The sequence below is a fragment of the Mycobacterium sp. AZCC_0083 genome (genome assembly GCF_014202335.1).
Classification (GTDB): Bacteria; Actinomycetota; Actinomycetes; order Mycobacteriales; family Mycobacteriaceae; genus Mycobacterium.
The window spans coordinates 82,042-99,290 of the sequence record NZ_JACHGP010000019.1; the positions used below are offsets into that span (position 1 = coordinate 82,042).

Sequence of the window (17,249 nt, forward strand, 5' to 3'; positions counted from 1 at the left end):
AGCTCGTCCAACACGTTGACGCCGAAGTACGCGCCAACGATGACGAGGGTGGTCAGGCCCACGCCCCACCAGAAGTTCGGGTCGTAGATCATTCGTCCAACACCATTCCGGCCGCACCGAAACCAACTGCGCCAGCCCAGGATCCGCCGAGAACGTAGAAGAACCAATCCGGTGGCCAGGTCTGACCCCACAGGCCGATGCTTACGGCCAGCTCGAACACGCCCGCCGTCAAGCACAGGACGGACAGCAGCATCAGTACCTTGGTCATGACGCCATCAGCTCGCGGTAGTCGAACTTCTCGCCGAGCGCCTGGTCGATGTCGACAGTCTCGGATCCGTCGAGGCCGACGCACTGATTGTTGTAGACGAGGGCGTACTTTGCGATCCGCGCCTCGCCGCGAACGAACTGCTGCCCGAACTCAGTGAGTCGCCAGAGCCCGCCACGTGAGGAGCCGTCCGGCTTCACCTCGGACGGATGGGCCTCGATGAGCCCCCAGAAGCGTGCCTTGACTTCGTCGCCCCTGCCGCCCCCCAGGTTCAATTCGCGCCCAAGGTCGGGGAAGTACACCCAACCGGCTCCCGCCTTGCGGTACATCGCCACCAGGAACCGCGCCGCCTGACCGGTGAGCTTGCGCCGGTACTCCTTCGCGAACTGGTCGCACACGGGGCAGGCCATGCCATCCGAGATGTGCCCAGCCAGTTCAGCTCTCGCCTCGGCCACTGTCGGCATCTACGTTCCCTTCACATTCATGACCTGGCGCAGCGTCGTGACGACTTCCACTAGGGGGTCCGCATCGGCCATCACCTGGTCGATGTCCTTGTACGCGCCGGGGATCTCATCGATCCACTCATCGCCATGCCGGTACTCGATGCCCTCCATGGCTGCCGCGAGATCGTCAGCGGTGAACAGTTCCTTCGCCTTGGTCCGGCTGAACTTCCGACCAGCACCGTGCGGGGCAGAGAACAGTCCGGCCTCGTTGCCCTTCCCCCGCACCACGTACGACTTCGTGCCCATGGAGCCGGGGATAACACCCAGCTTCCCATCGTGGGCATCGATCGCTCCCTTGCGAGTGAGCCATACCCGTTGTCCCCCAATGGTTTCCGGTACGGTGTAGTTGTGGTGGCAGTTGATCCGGTCGATCTCGACGCGCTGTGGCTGCACACCCATCCACCAGGCGAACACCTGGACGAACCGGTCCATCATCTCGGCCCGGTTCAGGAACGCGAACCGCTGCGCCCACTCCAGATCCTTGATGTAGCGGTCGAACTCAGGCGTGCCCTCTTCGAGGAATGCCAGATCACGGTTGGGGAGCTTGTAGTTCGCGCACTTGCAGTTCTCGATCGCGTGAGGCGCGACCTGCTTCTGGAGGCAGTACTCCGTGGCCACCTTGATGTGGCGCTGTGCGATCTTGTTGCCGACGCCACGGCTACCGCTGTGCAGGAACAGCCACACGTTGTCGTCGGCGTCCACACACAGCTCGATGAAGTGGTTACCGCCGCCGAGCGAGCCGAGCTGCTCCATCCACTTCGGCGAGTGCGACAGATCCACGTCCAGCTTCTGCTGCAACTGGATCAGCTCTTCGTGCTTCGCCTTCGTGAACGTGAACCGCTGCAGCGTCTTGTTGTAGTTGCCGGGGCTGAGCGGGATGGCCTCCTCGACCTGGCGGCGCAACGATGCGAGGTCGAGGTGTGAGATCAGATCCCACTTGAACCGCGTGGCGACGGCGATCATGCCGCAGCCGATGTCGACGCCGACCGCAGCAGGGATCACCGCACCCCTCGTCGGGATGACGGTGCCGACCGCAGATCCCTTGCCCGAGTGAGCATCCGGCATCAGTGCGACGTGCGGGTAGACGAACGGCATGCTCGCTGTTTCCTTCGCCTGCTCCACCGTGTTGTGGTCGATCATGCTGGCGAAGTTGACGAGCTTCGGCGCGAGAGTTGTGGCGCTCACCGGACATCCCATTCCTTGGAATGCGCCTTGATGGCGTCCACGCATGCCCGCTTGCCGTCGATCAGGTACGAGCTGACCCCCGACTGCCACTCGTAGCCCGTGAGGCCACGGATGTAGGCGATGGCGTCAGCCGTCGACAGGGGCTGCCCCCAGTCGCCGTCGGAACGGAAGTCCTCAAACGGCGACGGGCATGAACAACCGCTGTCCTCGCCGATCCGGTACGCCTTGCGCTTGGTGTCGTACAGGACGACGAGGGTGTCGAAGCTGTAGCAGGGTTCGGACTTCTCGAACTCGAAGACGAACTCCAGGTGCTCCAGGCCGTCGTGATACGACAGCCAATACGGGCGCTCGTACGTCTCGGCGCTCACAGGGCGGCGTCCACTTCGACCATCGCCTGGACGATGTTGTCGCGGTACTGCTCCAGCTGAGCGCGGGACAGCTCCACGTACGTGTACTGGTTGCGGTTCAGTCGGACGCCGACCTCGTACGCGCCGGACGAGAGTGCTTGAACCCAAACCTCTTCGCCGTAGGAGGGACGGATGATCTTTGCGTCGTGGTGGTAGCCCATATCAGACCCGTTTCAGTTCGTAGTTGCTGAGTGCTTGCACGACGGCCTTTGCAGCCGACTCGCCGCTGACCGACCCGACGAGGCTCCAGACCGTGTCGGCCACTGCCTGTCGGAGGGATTGCTGTTGGAGGTGGACCTGTCGATCGCGTAGCCACTCATCGACGGCGACCGCCTCGGGATTGCCGATCCACTTCGGACCGGTGCTCACGCGGGCGATCACCTCGCGGGCCAACACGATCTGTTCGTATGTTGGCCCGCTGGCGGCGATCTCGGTGGGGACAGTGCTCATATGCCTGTCATCAGCGGCAGGAGGATGAGGAAGAAGATGATGATCCAGACGGCGGTCACACGCAGCTCCAAGCTGCGGCCATGAGAGCCAGGAACACGAAGGCGACGATGAAGAACGTCATCAGCAGCCGCCGCTGCCCAGCGACGAGCCGATGAACCCACCCAGGAACGGGCCGAGGAATCCTCCACCGCCACCGGCAGATCCGCCACCGTAGTGGTTGATCGTGGTGCTGTTACCGCCGCTGGACGGCTTGGAGCTGGAGCCGCCACCGGATGGCTTGGAGCCTCCACCGGAGCCGCCCTTGGAGCCTCCACCGGACGAGCCATGGCTCCCGCCACCGCCACCGTGTGAGCCACCGCCGCCGCTGGAGTGTCCACCGCCGCCACCGCCGCCACCACCCTTGAGGGGAGGCGGGAGGAGCAGCGGGGCCGAGTACGACTGCAGCGCCACGGATTCCATTGCGCCGCAGGAGCTGGTCGAGTCGCAGCCGGTCATCAGGAGCGAGCCGGTCAGGGCCAGCGCGGGGAGGATGAGAAGGGGTTTCTTGGTCATGTGAAATATGGTCACCCCGCCCTGTAATCACTGGTCAGGGCACGAAAAAGCCCCCAGCTCTTACGAACTGGGGGCTGACGTACTCGATGCGAGTATCGATCTCGCGCCTACAGATTGAGAATCTGGGATGCTTCCATTACACCAATCGAGCATTGAAACGAGCGCGGACAGCGGGATTTGAACCCGCGATCTCCACCGTGACAGGGTGGCGGGGACGGCCTGACTCCCCTATGCCTGCATGACTATTCAGTTATTGGAGTGGAGACGGTGAGAATCGAACTCGACCGCAGCAATCTTGCAAGGATCGCTCGCCCCCTTGGTACATGCGCCCCCATTGGCTCCCATGGCCGGAATCTCACCGACGATCTCCGCGTAGACAGCGTGGCGGGTACTACTACCCTGCACAGGAGCGGGCAGTCACGCGTCACCGTGACTACTACCGGGCTGGAAGTCAGAATCGAACTGACGTAGTCCTACTTACTAGGTAGGTGCAAAGGGCCAACATTTGCAATTCCAGCCTGACGCGGATGTGCTTCATATACACCACATCTAAGATGCCAGGCTTACGAACCTGGACCTTCCGCTAAGTACCCAATGACCGAATTGAACAGTCGTCAACCGGGTGTAAACCGGCCGCTCTCCCATTGAGCTAATCGGGCTTGAAAACCTGGCCTTGAGGCGCGTGCCCTAGAAGCGTTGCGCCACAGCGGGACAGGTGTTTACGAACTGGTAGCGGGATTCGAACCCGCACAACCTGTTTGGAAGACAGGGATGCTAACCGTTAAACATCACACCAGCTTGGTACGGTCACCGGGTACTGCCCCCAGGTTTCCGTCTTATCAGGACGGCGTCCTTACTATTGGACGATGACCGAGTGGGTTGCCTGGGATTTGAACCCAGAACTGACACGTTAAGAGCGTGCGGTGATATCCGTTTCACCAACAACCCATTGTTGTTGCCGCAGCTGACGATTCGCTGCGGCGATCTTGCGTACTTCGTTGCGGACGTGCTCGTCGCCTGGGTAGTTCGCCAGGTGCTCGGCTTGCGCCTTCCGCTGCTCGGCGTCGATGTTGGGCAGATCCTTGCCCAACCAGCACGCCCAGTTGAGGTTCTCATCGGTCAGCTCGACGTTCTGGCCAGCCGCCACGGCGGCGTTGTACAGCTCGTCGTACTGCCGATTCCACTCAAGCTCCGCGTCACACAGCGGGCGGGTCATGGCCCAGACTTCGCGGAGGTTTGTGAGGCCCATCGGTCCCGTCCTTCGTTGTTGCGTAGGTCACCCGAGAGTCGAACTCGGAAACTCTGCAGTCTGAGTGCAGTGGCTTTGCCAGTTTGCCCAGTGACCCATGGTGGCTGCCCGGTAGCCTGAACCCCTGTGAGCGCCAATGCCACCGACCGGCGGCAGCCGTACTTTCGTGTCAGGGCACCTGGGCCTGAGCACGACCGGGTCCAGGTGCCCCTTGAGTGCCCGCCGCGATTCGAACGCGGGTGACTGGGGTTGCAGCCCAGCGCCTTGCCTCTCGGCCACGGTCACAAGTGGGGTGGTCGGCCGGTACTGACCCGGCGTCGTCGCCGTTCACAGCGCGTGGCTCTACCTTTGAGCTACGACCACAGCACCGCTGACACGATTCGAACGTGCATTTGTGCGCCTTCGTAGGGCGGTGGGCCTCCGTTGCCCAACAGCGGTAGTGAGGCTTACGCCTCGTTGCAGATTAATCCGCGCTGGTTGCCTCGGTGGCGGGCGTTTCGGCCACCGCTGGCACCTTCTTCGCTGGAGCCTTCTTCGGGGCCGCAGCGGGCTGCTCAGCGTCTTCGATCACTGCGTCGGTCTCGATCACGCCCGTCAGTGGCACCAGGCCAACCGCAAGGATGAGCTGCTCGATGAGTTCCGCGTGTTCGTTGATCGTGTCCGCTACGGCCTTGTCGATTCGTCCTGTGCTGACTCGTAGTGCCACTTGTTCCTCCGATTTGTGTTGTCCGATGCGGCCGCAAAGGACATCGTGGCGCAGACGGGATTCGAACCCGTAAAACTGGCTTATGAAACCAGGGTGATTCCGTTTCACTACCGCGCTGCAGCCGCAGGACGTTTAACGTCCGCTGCGGCACGGACGGGTGTGGAGTGATATGGGGACGGGCGTTGTCCACGGCAACCCTGTAGCCGTCAGCGTCTTTCACCGGGGACGCAGAGACCGGCACCTACCTAACAACTTTGAGTGGCTCTAGGCCGCTATGACAGTGCCGTCCGGTAGGTGCGCCTTCAGGTCACTCAGTGGAAAGATCCGGCCGGTGAAGTACGTGCCCTCTGGCCATCGTGCCGCTGTCGTGGTTGGTCGGTCCCAGAGCTTCTCGTTGGAGAACATTGGGTCGTCCCACCACTGCTTCTCATCTATCACGCCGTGATGCCTGGAGCCGAACCAGGGCCTTCGGGTTTTCAGGCCGACGCTCTTCCAACTGAGCTACAACACGATTGGTTCCTCTGTTGTTGACGCTGCGAGGCACTCGGGACCGCGAATCCCGATCAGCGGGCGCCCTAACCCCGACACCCAGGGAGTCCCCCTATTCCGCTGACCCACGTCAGTTTGGGACCACTGATCTGCGTGGAGGTTGGGGGGCCGATATTCCTACGCGCCTCGGCTTAACGCGAACTGGGGTGCCTCCGCGACGGCGCGTACGGTTCCTTGCAATCGAAGTCACCGTCAACCCAAGCGCGGAGAGGAGTGGGCACGATCCACACGGCTGGGCCGCAAGCTGATTAGCAATCAGTTCCCGCCACCTGGCGGGCTCCACTCTCCAAAGTTGGCCTACCCTTTCAGACCGGCGTTGTCCCGGTGCACCTGTATTCACTCTTAGCCATGGCCAGGCGGGTAGGTAACGCGGAAGGCAGAGGGCACGCTCCCCGAGCAGCCGAACTGCTACCTGGCTTTCGACACCAGTCGCCCCACTACGGGACTGCTGTACCTTCCATGGGACGTATAACACTGTTTGTTCGGGTTCCCCCTACCGGCGTTACGTCATTATCAACCCGGTCTGCCACGACCCCGTCGTGGACTTTCGTCGGGAAGGCTGGATTCGAACCAGCGACACCCCGCTTCCAAAGCGGTCAGGCTGACCAAGCTGCCCCACATCCCGATTGCGACGGTTCCCACGACTTAGCTTTACCGACAACGCATCACGCACCCCGTCGAGGATTCGAACCTCAACCACCTGGATCAGAGCCAGGCATCCTGCCAGTTAAACGAACAGGGTATGGAGACGCTTCGTTCAGTCGGCCCAGCGTCACTGCCGATCACGCGCCCAGGCTGGGGACGGCCCTACCTACCCTCACCGTGCCCACGGGCGGGAGTGGTACCTCGCGTGTATGTCAGAGCGGGTTCTCCCATTCATGACTGAGAGGGTGGACCGCTGACCCAGTTGACGGTTTGCCCCGGCCAACCAACGGAGTTGTCTCGACTGATGGATTCGAACCACCACACCCGAAAGCTCTGATTTACAGTCAGAGATCCTTCGCCAATAGGAGAGAGCCGAGATGTCATGGAATGACCGGCTTTTCCCCGGCATCTGCGACCGTCGACTGTCGCCGTGCTACCAAGAGCCGTCGCCACATGGCTGGTTTACCCTTGCACCACATTCCAAGTTTGGAGCCGGTGCTCGGCTCTTCGCCGACTAGCTAGCACGCACCGACACGTTTAACGGAGCCGCTCTACCGTTGAGCCGTATACAACTGCCCGCACAAAGCCCCAACTGCTGGTACCGCGTCGGTGTAACTCTGCTCTCCCCCTGCAGAGGGAGCGGGAGGTCGCAGGGGGATTCGAACCCCCAACCACTCCTCGCTGGCCCACCAGGATTCGAACCTAGAGTCACGCCTTAACAGGGCGTTGGTTTACCGGATTAACCGACAGGCCAATGGTATTGCAGTAATCACATCCGCTGCAACGCTGCCGATGTGTCCTTCCCCGATGGCAATTAGCGCACACCAGGTCGCACTTCACTGCTTCCGCTCGCATGCGGGCGAGGGAAACGATTGTGTTGCCGTCCGCTACACCGAATAGCTTCTCGGCCGGATCTCGGTGATCAAAATCCATCGCGTACGGCGGATATTCATTGCCGCAGTCGAGACACTTGCCCCCGTGCTCGGCAACCAGGGTTGCCTTGTTCTTTCGCCTAGTTCGAGCCACTGCATCAGAAGCCGATTCCTTTCGGCATACGTTGCAATGTCGGTCTTTTCGGATCACATCAACAGGACGATCACTGCGGTACTGGAACTCACTAAGTGCTTTCAATTTCCCACACTTGGGGCACGCTTTCATGAGTTCACCTACCCTCTTATCAAGTCTGCCCCCACGGATGTCCGCAGTGGGGGATGCGGGGCAAATCGGTCGCCACTCCAGCGCCATTGCAGGCCGCGTATGCAACGGTGTGCGCCACTGTCGTTCGCGTTAGACTGCCTGCAACTAGGGCCGAACGGCGAACCGTCCAACCTCCACCACTTGCTTTTGAGGCGGGAAAGCAAGAAACCAAGTAACAGGCCCTGTGCTGCCTTACACCACGTCGACTCGCTCGCTGATCTGGCGGCGGCAGGCATGCGGCTGTACAGACGGCACACGATGTAAACGACGGCGGGACTTCGAAACCCGCACCAGGGCCTTTGTGGAGCTGCCGAGAATCGAACTCGGGTCTCATGCAGTGTTTGTCAAGCCTTCTACGTGCGTAGCGTTTGGCGACTTCTATACCGCTGCCCTCCGCGAGGCGGTTGCCGGTCTCCATTCCGGCTCTGCTCATGACTTCCGCTATTTTGCCTCTTGCGACGTGGTGCTCAATTCCTGCGAGGGTTCCCCGTATTTCGGCAGTGGATTGGCACACGGAACGGGTGAACCGTTGTGCCCCACTGGACTAAGCCGCTGCGGCGTAGTCGGACGCGGTGAAAGCTGCGTTTATTGGGTTTGCACTGTTACGGGACGTTGCTTCCCGGCACGCTTCTCAAGACATACAAGCTCATGATCGAAACCTGTCAGCCCCAAAGGTATTGCTATGTAGTTGTCAAAGTCCCAATTGAAAGTGCTCAACCGGATTTTTGTTTGGGGGGGATTTTGAAACCAAAAGCCTTTTACCCAAACCGAAATCGCGGTTTACTGCGCGTAACCGGCACGATTCGAACGTGCATCCACCCGCTTTGGAGGCGGGGACTCTACCAATTAAGCTACGTTCACATGGTGGCCCACCGAGGCTTCGACTCCCGGTGGGCCAAGAGCCTGCCTCGCCATTGATGGAAGGCTCTTACCTGTACCGCTGTGAGGCATTCGGTGCCTGACATGTATGAGATTAGAGGGTCGTGAAGAGGGATTACAGGGAAACGAAAAGGCCCCCTGACCGGCGTTGTCGCCAGCCTGGGGGCCTTGGCCCGAAGCTCTCAGAAGGTCAGTTCTGTGGCGTGGGGAAGGAGTGGGCTGGGGCGGTGCCGGTGCCGTCGATTCGCTGATTCAGCTGGGCCAGCGTGAAGTCAGCGTGCGGGCCTGCGCCGACGAGCGGCTTGACGATGGCGGCGAGGGCGTCCTCGGCTGCCTGAGATCCGGTGAGGTTGTAGCTAGCGGGATCGAGTGCCATGGGTGTCCTTTGGTCTGAATGGTGTGCTGCGCAGCACCATCAGGTGGCGCGGGCTTCTACAACCAGTTTAGCACGTGTTTGCTGGCTGGGATTTTCTCACGCCCGCCAGTCGCGTGACTGTGGGTGCGTGCGACGCTTCTTCACCTTGCTGCCACGGCGCTGGTTGCAGACCAGGTGGCATGGGACAAGGTTGCTGTCGGCGTACGTGAGTGGGTCATCCCAGGCGAGCTGCGACACGGGGATGATGTGGTCGACGGTGGCGCTCAACGGATCTGGGTACTTTAGGTCGAGATCGATCAGTGTGCGGCATTCGTCGCAGATCTGGTTGGCCCGCAGGACTCGCTGCTTGGCTCGTTCGAACTTGGCCCCAGTCCGGCCGAGCGAGCGTGGGCCGTTCTTCGAGCTGGTAGGCAATGGGTTCCTCTACCCATTATCCCATGGAGTTAGCTACTGCGGCACTCCGCGCCCGTACGGCCACTGCCGCACCGGATACCACTCGGTCTCGATGGTGCTGCCCTCAGAGTGGTACGCGATGTTATGGAGGGCGATCAGACGGAATTGCTGTTGTACGCCATCAACTTCCACGGTGGCTATTACCTCGGGCCAGGTGTCGTCCTGCTGCCACTTGCTATTACCGACGGTAAATGGACGTCCCCAGAGGTGCTGCATGACCACGTTGTACAGCTCGGTGCCGCTGTTGAGTTCGAGCTTCACGCCTTGAAGATTCGCTTCCATCCGCGCTGGCGCTGGTCGAGCAGGGCGTTCACGGCATCCGCGTACTCGCACACCACCTCATAGTGGTGTTCGACAGAACGGGTCGGAGTGGCTGATCGCTCGCGGCGTAGCTTCGCGATGGCGTCCAGGATCTCAGCGTCGGTCATGCGCCCTCGTCTACTAGTTCCAGGGTCGGCTCCCAGCCGTCCTGCCATACAACGACCCGATAGATGTCACCCGCGCCTCGAAACAGCTTGGTGCGCACACCCTTCGCCGCAGCGAGCACGTTGTAGGTGCCCAGGACTCGGTCGCCCTTGATGAGTAGAAACTTGCCCTCTTGGTACATCAGTCCCTTACGCGAACGTCGAAGCAGTTGGATGCGATGGGCTCGACGGAAACCGCGCGGCTAGCGCTGACACTCAGCACGCCGTCCTTCATGCGGACGCCGACCTCGTCGTAGCTGTACTTCGAGGGTTCGCCGGTCGCGGAGAAGTACACGGTCTGGTACCCACGCTCGCTGGGAATGTACAGCTTGTTCTTCCAATCGCCGTACCAGATGTGCGTCGGCTCCACGGTTTCCAAGTGTTCGGCGAGACGATGCTCCGCGGTCGCGGCGCGGTGACGCTCCCTGGCTAGCTCTTCGCGTGCCCACCGGGGCAGCTTCTCTTCACGGGGATCGCTCACGCTGCATCCTTTCGTATCACCAGCATGGTGTTGCGGTCGAGTGTCGTTGCGTCCATGTCCATCCCGATGATCTGGGTTACATGCGCCGGTCCTGTGTACAGGCTGTTGTACCGGTTGTGATAGTGCCCGTGGAACAGGACGGCCGGACGGACAACGTCGACCACCTTCTGCAGCTGCTTGCGGTTGACGGTGGACGCCTCGATCTCCGAGAGTGGCCACCCGCTACGGGCGGCGTCGAGCTTGTCGTCGGCATGGATGCCAGGAATGGCAACGCCGTATGGGCAGTCGTGGGTGACCATCACATCGACGTGACTGCCGTCTCCGATGGCACGTGCTACGTCGGCGTCGGAGATGTGTTCCCCGTCCCACCAAGACTTACCAGGGGTACGCTGCAGTCGGTCCACGGAGTGCGCACCACCGAGTGACATCCAGGTCTGGCCCCACCATTCCCAGCGGTGACCGCGTGGCATGTGAATGATGTTGGGGTAGTTGGGGGCTGACCATGGCTGGTGATCGAAGGCGTCGACCCACTCTTCGAGGTCGTCGTGGTTCTCATGGTTGCCGTCGACCCAGTGCAGGGTGACGCCGCACTCCTGAAGGTTCTCCTGCAGGAACCGCAAGTACTTCCACGTGTCGCGGTCGAGGACACTCCACCAGCCGAAGTCGCCGACGTGAATGATGGTGTCGGCACCCGACTTGCGGGCGTGATGGATGACCTTCTGGCCCCATGCGCCGTTGCCATGCCAGTCGCCTGCGACGAGGATCTTGGTGGGTTCGTTCATCGGTTGACCACCATGACGTTGCGCCACTCCTCGGCCTTGCAGCCCATGCAGGTGCGCTTCTGGCACACCTGATCGCCGTTGTTGAACGCCTCGCCCCACGCGGTGTACATGTGGAAGCCGTGGAGGCTGCAGAGGTCTATTGCGCCAAGGCTCACGCCGCCGCGTCCTCGTCGTCGTACATCTCCGTCATCCACGCGGGCATGCCGCAGCTCTTGCGCTTCTCCCACGCGTCCTTGTTGCGGTTGTACTGCTCCTGCTGCTTGGCGGTCTCACCGATGGCGTGAACCCATTCGAGGTTCATCGCGTAGCAGTTGAGGTGGTTACCGTCGCGGAAACGGATGCGCCACCTCATGTGGTCGGCTGGGTTGTCCCATGGGATGCCGTAGAACGCTGCAGCGACGAGGTAGGCGATACGGGTTTCGGCGTTCCTGAAGTCCCCGCGACCCGTGCCCTTGTAGATGTTGACCACCGGGTGCTTCACACCCTTGAAGGACGGCTTGCCCATGCGCCAGTTAAGGATTCGACCCTTGAAGTGGCGAGTTACCGTCGTACCGGCCTTGGTGATGTACGTGGTCTCGTAGTCGACGGTTTGAATGCGGCCGTCGTCGCTGGCTTCGTGCTTGGGATGGCCGGGGATCGGCTTCCATATGGTCACAGCACATCTCCCATGATGATCCAGAATGCGATGGCGGTTCCCGCGAGGAGGAACAGCATGATGGCTACGCCCATGAGCGAACCTCGGCTTCGAACGCGGGGTTGCATAGGGCCGCAGGCGACCGCTTATCGCGGAGTAGCGACACGATGAAGTCGCCGTCGATTGGGTCAGCGCCGGGGAGTTCCTGGCCCTGCCATTCGAGATAGAGCGCCTTGGCTGCGACGAGGGACGACCGGTTGAGTCCAGCCTGGCAGTGCACCAGGACGGGGCCGGACTCGCGGCAGAGGTTGACCCAGCGAGCGAGCGCGTCGACTTGCTCGTAGCCCTGGTCCTCGGCGTCGTACATCTGCACGTACGTCTCGGACAGCACGTCATGGTTGATCGTGTACCGCTCCCACGGGTACAGCGACACCAGATGCTTGATGTGCTTCGGGAGCACCAGGCCGGTTTCGCAGCCGCCCTGCCACAGGTTGTGTCCGATCTCGGAGATGTACGGCATGTCGAATGGCGTCCACCCATGGCGAGCCACGCCGCTGAGGCGCTGTGTCTGCGGGTCGGTGGTGATGTCGATGGCGGTGTGGTCGCCGTTGGACGCACGCCACTCGCGAGTAGTCGTTGGGTCGGTCACGACGAGGGTGATGTCCTCGGTGCGGAGCGCCATCAGATGCTGCTCAGGATGCCGTTGGCGTGGACCGTGGTGACGTAGCCGCGATTCACCAGCACGTTGGCGGTAGCGACGAGTAGCTCGGCCCTACCCTCGTCGGTGGTGAGATGGTCGAAGAACTGCGGCACGTGGTCGGCCGGGATACCGGCAAACAGGTAGTTCACCGTGCGGTCGTATCGGTTCACGGTCACGTCGATGGCTACTCCATCGAATGCGCTGGGGTCCACGTCGCTCACTGGGTCTCCTCGGTCTTCTTGCTACGGGCGATGGCGGCGTTGGCCCAGAACATGGCCTGTTCCAGGTTGGTTAGGGCGAGCGCCTTCTCGCGGCCAGGCGGAATGCGGTCGTCGTAGAGCACCGCAAGTTCCAGGGTGTCGCGGCGCACCTGTGTGTGAACTGCAGCCTTGACCGGCGACGGTGCATGGTGACTGAACCGGTGCTGGATGTCCTTGTAGGATTCGTTGGTGCTGTACATCAGATCCCCACTGTGGCAGTTGATTTGAAGCTGTTGCGGTCGCGTCCCCACTTGCCGCACGCCTTGCACTGGAAGCGGCGGTACCGGTAGGTGGTGTTTCCGGCGTGTCCTCGATACTGCACGTGATCGGAGCCGCAGTTCGAGCAGCGGATGGTGTCCGAGTCCTCTTCGAACAGGCCGAGATTCATGCCTCGTAGCCACGGACGGAGCAGATAGAACAGCTCCTCGGTCAGCTCCACGTCGCGGCGGTTGTACCGCTCCATCGCGGCGTGGGCGCGGGCCACGGTACCGGTGTCGGTGGAACGCAGGTCTGACCACAGCCCTGGCGGCGTCTTGTCCTTGCCTTCGAGGCCGAGAACGTCTGCGATGTAGGCCATTCGGTTGTACAGGAAGTCGAACTCGCGCTTGACGTTGACCATCAGGTCGATGTCGACGTGCGGCGACGGCGGGGTCAGCCCGTGCTCCAGGAGGACGGTGCGGAGATGCTTCACGTCGAAGCGTCGGCTGTTCCACCCCACGACGTAGTCGGCTTCATCGAGGATGGCATGGATCTTGCGCGCCATCCCCTCCTGACCGTCGAGCCACTCGGCGGAGAACTCGATGTCCGGCTTGTCGAGCCACTTCCACGCGAGGCAGACGGTGCGAGGTGCCTCGCGGAACGCTTCGGGCCGGATGAAGTCGGGCTTGAAGTCCCATACTTCCGCCAATCCTGCGATTCGCTCAATGTCGAGTGTGACGATCTTTGCGGCGGTCATGTTGTCTCACAGCCTATTTCGGGTGAAGTTGGGATTACAGGGAAGCTGCTCTCCAGTTGTTCCTTCACGTCGTTGACGATGAAGATGACGATCCCCATGGCTGCGACAGATGCGACTCCGACTCCGAGGATCAGGGAGAGGAGTGCGATCACGGCAACGCTCACGGAACGCGCTTCCACTTGCCGCGAGAGTTGTCGCCATTGATGTACGACCACTCCCAACCCTCGTCGGGGTCTTCGGGATCGGTGAAGTACCAGCCGGTTCCGTCGTGCCCGTTGCGGAACCAGCGGTAGTGCAACTCCCAATCGATCTCGACCCACTCGTAGGCGCGGGCCCACTGCTCGTCCAGGTTGTCAACCTCGGCGGGGTGGTCGATGATCGAGACGCTCGACTCGGGCGAGTAGCTGACGGTGAGATTGCCGTCATTGAGTGCCTGCATGAGATTGATCGAGCCATCGAAGCGCGAAGCGATCACGCCACCCGTTGCGAACTTGATCGCAGCATCGGCTTCACGCTTCGCCGCCAGAGTGGTTGGGCGGTTGTCGAACTCGGGATGCTGATCCATGAACTGCGCCAGTGCGAATGCGTGCCACGCCACCGCGATGATGTGCTTCGAGCCGGTCTCGGCGTCGATGTCCTCGCCGCCCCAGAACTGCGAGAGGTGACGCTTGAGAGCCGCGTACGACTTCGACCACTCGTAGCCCAGCTCCCAGTTGCGGTCCTCGTACTTATGGGAGCCGACGCCATAGTGAGTGGCCAGCTCGCGGAGAGGTCCGATGGGTACCAGGTCGTGGCGCTCGTCGTTACCGGCCTTCTGTGCGCCGGTAGAGCTGGTGGTGATGACCTCGTTGGTGCTCACTGAGGGGGCTCTCCTATGGCTGTGAGGATCACGTCGATGGCTTCGATCTTCGGGATGTTGTTGCGGACGGTGGCCTCAGCGGTTCGGTTCTCGATCACCAGGGCGCGGCGGCGATTCTGGAGATCCTGGATCGCCGCGTTGTAGTGAGCGAGGGTTACCGGGTTCACTTGGCGTCGTGCTTCCGACGCTGCGCGTAGATGCGTCGGCGGATGCGTGGGCGCAGCGACTGCTCCTCGCCGCGCTGATTTAGCAAATGCCGGGTCTGTTGCCGGTTCGGCACGCGGTGCATTTTGTCCTTGCGAGCGGCCTCTTCCTCGGTTTCCTCTGGCTCTGCTGGGCACTCGGAAGCGGTCTCATCGACCTCTGCGGCGGGCTCTTCGGGCTTGAGTTCCTGCGCCTCGCGGATCGCCTTGGTGAGGTCAGGCACCAGCAGCGGGTTGGTCACGCGTCCTCCAGGTAGGTGATGGTCATGTCCAGCTCGGTGGCGATGTGGTGCTCCAGGCGTGCGCCCTTGGAGCCACGCCAGCCGGGGAGCATGACGATGCCGGTGCAGTCAGCCAGCACCTTGATGTCGCGGCGCAGGTAGAAGTCCCACGCCTCCAGGCCGGTGTCACCGGCTTCGGCGTCAAGCGCAGCGGGGTTGATGACCGCGTGGCCCTCGGCGGTCAGCTGCTCCGCGACTGCGTTGAACTGGGGGTGATTCCAGTCCCAGTCGGGAGGCGTCTCGTCCAGTCCGAATGAGCTGGGGCTCATGGGACCGGCGATGTAGATCAGTCCGTCAAGTGCGACGACTGTCGTGCTCTCAGATGTACTCATCAAAGCGGGGCAGGGCCCGCCGTATGGCCGTCTCGACGGCGTGTGTGGCGTCCAGGACGTGTTCCATCGCGGTGATGGCGACGGCGGCTGGGATCGCGAGTGCATTGCCGACGCTGTAGACGTTCCAAATGTCGAACTTCGCGAGCGGCTCAAGCTGATCGATGGTCAGCTTTTCCAGGAGTCGGGTGATCACACGGGCACCCGAATCTTGGTGCCAGTGCCCAAGATGTCGTGGACATCGTTGATGGCTTCCGCGAAAGCCTGCGCGATAAATTCGGCGGTCGGGGGGTACGGCGAGCTGGATTCCCACATGCCGCTGTCATGTAGACGCTTCGAGATCAGCGCCAGCTTGCCCTCTGCCTCATCGGCACGCGTCTTATGCAGTTCGACTGTCTCGCTGAGAGATTGGATCGAACCGTTCAGTGAGGCTTGCAGCCCATAATGGAAATCGCTCATGTCGTACACCAGATTACGGTGACGAAATGAGCGATTACAGGGAAGCTAAATGGGGGTTGACCAGGCCGAACGGCGATAGCGTCGGCGGGCGCGGAACTTCGAGAAGGAGTGTAGATAAGCAGAAGCCCCGTGGGCAGGCGCAGGGGACGGCGTCTCAGATTCGACCACGGGGCTGCCGGAAGAGCTGGGCTCGATTCCGGTCACCTCAATTGTATCAAGCGTTGTACCGCTAGGATCACAGGCGCCGAAAGTACATGGCGCAGAGGACCGTTCGATCACAGCCCTCCACGCTTGTCTGTACCCAGTGGTCACGGAATCTGCAGCGCGACCCGCATGGCGCGAACCATGTTGTTCAACCACTCGCCGGTCTTCCCTTGGCGGGCACCGATTTCCGCTGCCGTCGAAGAGGGGTTGGCCAGCACCAGCTCGCACATCTCCAGGTACTCGTCTCGCGAGCGAGCCTTGTCCTTACCCGTCTTGGACGTGCCCCAGTCCCGAGGGAGCTGCAGCAGCATGTCGCGGCCGACACGGCACCGCTCGTTGCGTGTGGCCAGCTTGGCGTTGGAGCCCGCGTTGATGTGCAGCGCGTCCCGATCCATGACGACGATGGGCTCGACGGCCGCGCCGTCCAGCTCCTTCTGCGCCAGCCATGCAGCACGGTCTTCCCGGCGCTCCTGGGGGGTCATGCCGCCCCAGACTCCCCAGTCCTCGTCGTTGGTGAGCGCCCAGTCTCGGCAGGTGTCCAGGACGGGGCAGGTGAGGCACATGGCCTTCGCCGTCTCCTCGGCCATCGCTACGAACGCCTCGGCGTCGGCGCGGTCCATACCGCCGTCTTCCAGCAGTTCCTCGACATCCGCGAAGTGCATGTCGTAGTTGCCCGTCTTGCAGACGGCGTTGCTGCGCCAGTCGAACGAGCTGTTGTTGATGTCGTCAAGAGTCGCTGTCATGAGCGGCCCCTCCTTCTGTCCCTTCCGGGGTGCCAGCGTGTACAGGCACCTTAGTGATCAGCGCAACAATCTCAGCGAGTGTGCAACTTACCCACTGCTTCATGGGGTCCGTTGTACCGACCCTCTTGTGGACGTAGATGCCAGCAAGGGCATTCGCGTTCACGGCCTGAACTTTAGCGGCACCGACCCCCTTGGGAAGATCAATTCGAGCAACGTCTTTAGTCTGGATAACTATGTCGTGGCCGTCGATGCGGACGTTGACGATGTCGCCCTTGTCCTTGGCTCCCCAGGCGGGGGCCTTCGTAATGTTGGGGTCTCCCAGCGCCTTTGACAGCGCCCGCGCAATGTCCCAGTTGAACTTGGATCCAGCCGCCTTGGCTGACTTCATGTTCCTACTCACTACCCGCTACCTTCTCACTCGGAACTACTGGCTCAAATTCGTTCACGGATAACCTCCCGGCTGGGACACCTCAGCAACC

30 protein-coding genes, 15 tRNA genes and 1 other RNA gene are annotated in these 17,249 nt (G+C 61.7%); all 46 read right to left on the reverse strand.

The window, feature by feature from the left end; translation table 11 throughout:
* Window positions 1-88: 88 nt before the first annotated feature.
* Window positions 89-268 carry a hypothetical protein gene (locus HNP02_RS34770; RefSeq protein ID WP_184445216.1) on the reverse strand — a complete coding sequence of 60 codons (180 nt, stop codon included), beginning with the start codon at window positions 266-268 and terminating at the stop codon, window positions 89-91.
* Window positions 265-729 (reverse strand): hypothetical protein, encoded by a 465-nt coding sequence (locus HNP02_RS34775; RefSeq protein ID WP_184445217.1) that lies wholly within the window; start codon window positions 727-729, stop codon window positions 265-267. The genes HNP02_RS34770 and HNP02_RS34775 overlap by 4 nt, the downstream gene beginning before the upstream one ends.
* The gene (locus HNP02_RS34780; protein ID WP_184445218.1) at window positions 730-1,965 is read right to left on the reverse strand and encodes an RtcB family protein; all 1,236 of its coding nucleotides are present in this window, start codon (window positions 1,963-1,965) and stop codon (window positions 730-732) included. It abuts the gene before it with no gap.
* Window positions 1,950-2,321 (reverse strand): hypothetical protein, encoded by a 372-nt coding sequence (locus HNP02_RS34785; protein WP_184445219.1) that lies wholly within the window; start codon window positions 2,319-2,321, stop codon window positions 1,950-1,952. The genes HNP02_RS34780 and HNP02_RS34785 overlap by 16 nt, the downstream gene beginning before the upstream one ends.
* The gene (locus HNP02_RS34790) at window positions 2,318-2,521 is read right to left on the reverse strand and encodes a hypothetical protein (protein WP_184445220.1); all 204 of its coding nucleotides are present in this window, start codon (window positions 2,519-2,521) and stop codon (window positions 2,318-2,320) included. The genes HNP02_RS34785 and HNP02_RS34790 overlap by 4 nt, the downstream gene beginning before the upstream one ends.
* 1 nt (window position 2,522) lies before the next feature.
* On the reverse strand, window positions 2,523-2,810 hold the full coding sequence (locus HNP02_RS34795) for a hypothetical protein (RefSeq protein ID WP_184445221.1): 288 nt from the start codon (window positions 2,808-2,810) through the stop codon (window positions 2,523-2,525).
* Window positions 2,811-2,930: 120 nt separating this feature from the next.
* On the reverse strand, window positions 2,931-3,362 hold the full coding sequence (locus HNP02_RS34800) for a hypothetical protein (protein WP_184445222.1): 432 nt from the start codon (window positions 3,360-3,362) through the stop codon (window positions 2,931-2,933).
* Between the two features lie 80 nt (window positions 3,363-3,442).
* Window positions 3,443-3,513 (reverse strand) — tRNA-Glu (locus HNP02_RS34805).
* An 11-nt stretch (window positions 3,514-3,524) separates the two neighbouring features.
* Window positions 3,525-3,600, reverse strand: a tRNA-Asp gene (locus HNP02_RS34810).
* A 350-nt stretch (window positions 3,601-3,950) separates the two neighbouring features.
* Window positions 3,951-4,021 (reverse strand) — tRNA-Val (locus tag HNP02_RS34815).
* A gap of 65 nt (window positions 4,022-4,086) precedes the next feature.
* A tRNA-Gly gene (locus HNP02_RS34820) sits at window positions 4,087-4,160 on the reverse strand.
* Between the two features lie 77 nt (window positions 4,161-4,237).
* Window positions 4,238-4,310, reverse strand: a tRNA-Lys gene (locus HNP02_RS34825).
* A 324-nt stretch (window positions 4,311-4,634) separates the two neighbouring features.
* Window positions 4,635-4,708: transfer RNA gene (locus HNP02_RS34830), tRNA-Leu, on the reverse strand.
* Between the two features lie 117 nt (window positions 4,709-4,825).
* Window positions 4,826-4,896 (reverse strand) — tRNA-Cys (locus HNP02_RS34835).
* A 3-nt stretch (window positions 4,897-4,899) separates the two neighbouring features.
* Window positions 4,900-4,974: transfer RNA gene (locus tag HNP02_RS34840), tRNA-His, on the reverse strand.
* A 2-nt stretch (window positions 4,975-4,976) separates the two neighbouring features.
* Window positions 4,977-5,049: transfer RNA gene (locus tag HNP02_RS34845), tRNA-Arg, on the reverse strand.
* A 25-nt stretch (window positions 5,050-5,074) separates the two neighbouring features.
* A complete protein-coding gene (locus tag HNP02_RS34850) occupies window positions 5,075-5,317 on the reverse strand; it encodes a hypothetical protein (RefSeq protein ID WP_184445223.1) in 243 nt (80 codons plus the stop codon).
* A 46-nt stretch (window positions 5,318-5,363) separates the two neighbouring features.
* A tRNA-Met gene (locus HNP02_RS34855) sits at window positions 5,364-5,434 on the reverse strand.
* 147 nt (window positions 5,435-5,581) lie between these two features.
* The gene (locus tag HNP02_RS34860; protein ID WP_184445224.1) at window positions 5,582-5,755 is read right to left on the reverse strand and encodes a hypothetical protein; all 174 of its coding nucleotides are present in this window, start codon (window positions 5,753-5,755) and stop codon (window positions 5,582-5,584) included.
* 1 nt (window position 5,756) lies between these two features.
* Window positions 5,757-5,828: transfer RNA gene (locus HNP02_RS34865), tRNA-Phe, on the reverse strand.
* Window positions 5,829-6,416: 588 nt separating this feature from the next.
* Window positions 6,417-6,491: transfer RNA gene (locus HNP02_RS34870), tRNA-Pro, on the reverse strand.
* A 45-nt stretch (window positions 6,492-6,536) separates the two neighbouring features.
* Window positions 6,537-6,608 (reverse strand) — tRNA-Gln (locus HNP02_RS34875).
* Window positions 6,609-7,192: 584 nt separating this feature from the next.
* A tRNA-Asn gene (locus tag HNP02_RS34880) sits at window positions 7,193-7,265 on the reverse strand.
* 742 nt (window positions 7,266-8,007) lie between these two features.
* Window positions 8,008-8,378, reverse strand: a transfer-messenger RNA (tmRNA) gene (ssrA, locus tag HNP02_RS34885).
* 118 nt (window positions 8,379-8,496) lie between these two features.
* A tRNA-Trp gene (locus HNP02_RS34890) sits at window positions 8,497-8,569 on the reverse strand.
* Window positions 8,570-8,777: 208 nt separating this feature from the next.
* Window positions 8,778-8,963: a hypothetical protein gene (locus tag HNP02_RS34895; RefSeq protein ID WP_184445225.1), complete on the reverse strand. Its 186-nt coding sequence runs from the start codon at window positions 8,961-8,963 to the stop codon at window positions 8,778-8,780.
* A 96-nt stretch (window positions 8,964-9,059) separates the two neighbouring features.
* A complete protein-coding gene (locus HNP02_RS34900; protein ID WP_184445226.1) occupies window positions 9,060-9,377 on the reverse strand; it encodes an HNH endonuclease in 318 nt (105 codons plus the stop codon).
* Window positions 9,378-9,410: 33 nt separating this feature from the next.
* A complete protein-coding gene (locus HNP02_RS34905) occupies window positions 9,411-9,677 on the reverse strand; it encodes a hypothetical protein (protein WP_184445227.1) in 267 nt (88 codons plus the stop codon).
* The gene (locus HNP02_RS34910) at window positions 9,674-9,844 is read right to left on the reverse strand and encodes a hypothetical protein (RefSeq protein WP_184445228.1); all 171 of its coding nucleotides are present in this window, start codon (window positions 9,842-9,844) and stop codon (window positions 9,674-9,676) included. The genes HNP02_RS34905 and HNP02_RS34910 overlap by 4 nt, the downstream gene beginning before the upstream one ends.
* Window positions 9,841-10,023 carry a hypothetical protein gene (locus tag HNP02_RS34915; protein WP_184445229.1) on the reverse strand — a complete coding sequence of 61 codons (183 nt, stop codon included), beginning with the start codon at window positions 10,021-10,023 and terminating at the stop codon, window positions 9,841-9,843. The genes HNP02_RS34910 and HNP02_RS34915 overlap by 4 nt, the downstream gene beginning before the upstream one ends.
* Window positions 10,023-10,361, reverse strand: coding sequence for a hypothetical protein (locus HNP02_RS34920; RefSeq protein WP_184445230.1), 339 nt, complete (start codon window positions 10,359-10,361; stop codon window positions 10,023-10,025). The genes HNP02_RS34915 and HNP02_RS34920 overlap by 1 nt, the downstream gene beginning before the upstream one ends.
* Window positions 10,358-11,143, reverse strand: a complete 786-nt coding sequence (locus tag HNP02_RS34925; RefSeq protein ID WP_184445231.1) for a metallophosphoesterase — start codon at window positions 11,141-11,143, stop codon at window positions 10,358-10,360. Before HNP02_RS34925 ends, HNP02_RS34920 begins: the two co-directional genes overlap by 4 nt.
* Window positions 11,140-11,298 (reverse strand): hypothetical protein, encoded by a 159-nt coding sequence (locus HNP02_RS34930; protein WP_184445232.1) that lies wholly within the window; start codon window positions 11,296-11,298, stop codon window positions 11,140-11,142. Before HNP02_RS34930 ends, HNP02_RS34925 begins: the two co-directional genes overlap by 4 nt.
* Complete coding sequence (locus tag HNP02_RS34935; RefSeq protein ID WP_184445233.1) at window positions 11,295-11,798, reverse strand: NUMOD4 domain-containing protein; 504 nt, start codon at window positions 11,796-11,798, stop codon at window positions 11,295-11,297. Before HNP02_RS34935 ends, HNP02_RS34930 begins: the two co-directional genes overlap by 4 nt.
* Before the next feature lie 64 nt (window positions 11,799-11,862).
* Entirely contained in the window at window positions 11,863-12,459 is a 597-nt protein-coding gene (locus tag HNP02_RS34940) for a dual specificity protein phosphatase family protein (protein ID WP_184445234.1), read from the reverse strand.
* Window positions 12,459-12,698: a hypothetical protein gene (locus tag HNP02_RS34945; protein ID WP_184445235.1), complete on the reverse strand. Its 240-nt coding sequence runs from the start codon at window positions 12,696-12,698 to the stop codon at window positions 12,459-12,461. The genes HNP02_RS34940 and HNP02_RS34945 overlap by 1 nt, the downstream gene beginning before the upstream one ends.
* Window positions 12,695-12,937 (reverse strand): hypothetical protein, encoded by a 243-nt coding sequence (locus HNP02_RS34950; RefSeq protein WP_184445236.1) that lies wholly within the window; start codon window positions 12,935-12,937, stop codon window positions 12,695-12,697. Before HNP02_RS34950 ends, HNP02_RS34945 begins: the two co-directional genes overlap by 4 nt.
* Window positions 12,937-13,692, reverse strand: coding sequence for a ribonuclease H-like domain-containing protein (locus HNP02_RS34955; protein WP_184445237.1), 756 nt, complete (start codon window positions 13,690-13,692; stop codon window positions 12,937-12,939). The genes HNP02_RS34950 and HNP02_RS34955 overlap by 1 nt, the downstream gene beginning before the upstream one ends.
* A 160-nt stretch (window positions 13,693-13,852) precedes the next feature.
* Window positions 13,853-14,551 carry a dATP/dGTP diphosphohydrolase domain-containing protein gene (locus HNP02_RS34960; RefSeq protein ID WP_184445238.1) on the reverse strand — a complete coding sequence of 233 codons (699 nt, stop codon included), beginning with the start codon at window positions 14,549-14,551 and terminating at the stop codon, window positions 13,853-13,855.
* Entirely contained in the window at window positions 14,548-14,718 is a 171-nt protein-coding gene (locus HNP02_RS34965; protein WP_184445239.1) for a hypothetical protein, read from the reverse strand. The genes HNP02_RS34960 and HNP02_RS34965 overlap by 4 nt, the downstream gene beginning before the upstream one ends.
* Window positions 14,715-14,996 (reverse strand): hypothetical protein, encoded by a 282-nt coding sequence (locus tag HNP02_RS34970; RefSeq protein WP_184445240.1) that lies wholly within the window; start codon window positions 14,994-14,996, stop codon window positions 14,715-14,717. The genes HNP02_RS34965 and HNP02_RS34970 overlap by 4 nt, the downstream gene beginning before the upstream one ends.
* Complete coding sequence (locus HNP02_RS34975) at window positions 14,993-15,367, reverse strand: DUF4406 domain-containing protein (protein WP_184445241.1); 375 nt, start codon at window positions 15,365-15,367, stop codon at window positions 14,993-14,995. Before HNP02_RS34975 ends, HNP02_RS34970 begins: the two co-directional genes overlap by 4 nt.
* On the reverse strand, window positions 15,354-15,560 hold the full coding sequence (locus tag HNP02_RS34980) for a hypothetical protein (protein WP_184445242.1): 207 nt from the start codon (window positions 15,558-15,560) through the stop codon (window positions 15,354-15,356). The genes HNP02_RS34975 and HNP02_RS34980 overlap by 14 nt, the downstream gene beginning before the upstream one ends.
* On the reverse strand, window positions 15,557-15,832 hold the full coding sequence (locus HNP02_RS34985; protein WP_184445243.1) for a hypothetical protein: 276 nt from the start codon (window positions 15,830-15,832) through the stop codon (window positions 15,557-15,559). The genes HNP02_RS34980 and HNP02_RS34985 overlap by 4 nt, the downstream gene beginning before the upstream one ends.
* 299 nt (window positions 15,833-16,131) lie before the next feature.
* Entirely contained in the window at window positions 16,132-16,770 is a 639-nt protein-coding gene (locus HNP02_RS34990; RefSeq protein ID WP_184445244.1) for a WhiB family transcriptional regulator, read from the reverse strand.
* A complete protein-coding gene (locus tag HNP02_RS34995; protein WP_184445245.1) occupies window positions 16,754-17,158 on the reverse strand; it encodes a hypothetical protein in 405 nt (134 codons plus the stop codon). Before HNP02_RS34995 ends, HNP02_RS34990 begins: the two co-directional genes overlap by 17 nt.
* Window positions 17,159-17,249 lie beyond the last annotated feature (91 nt).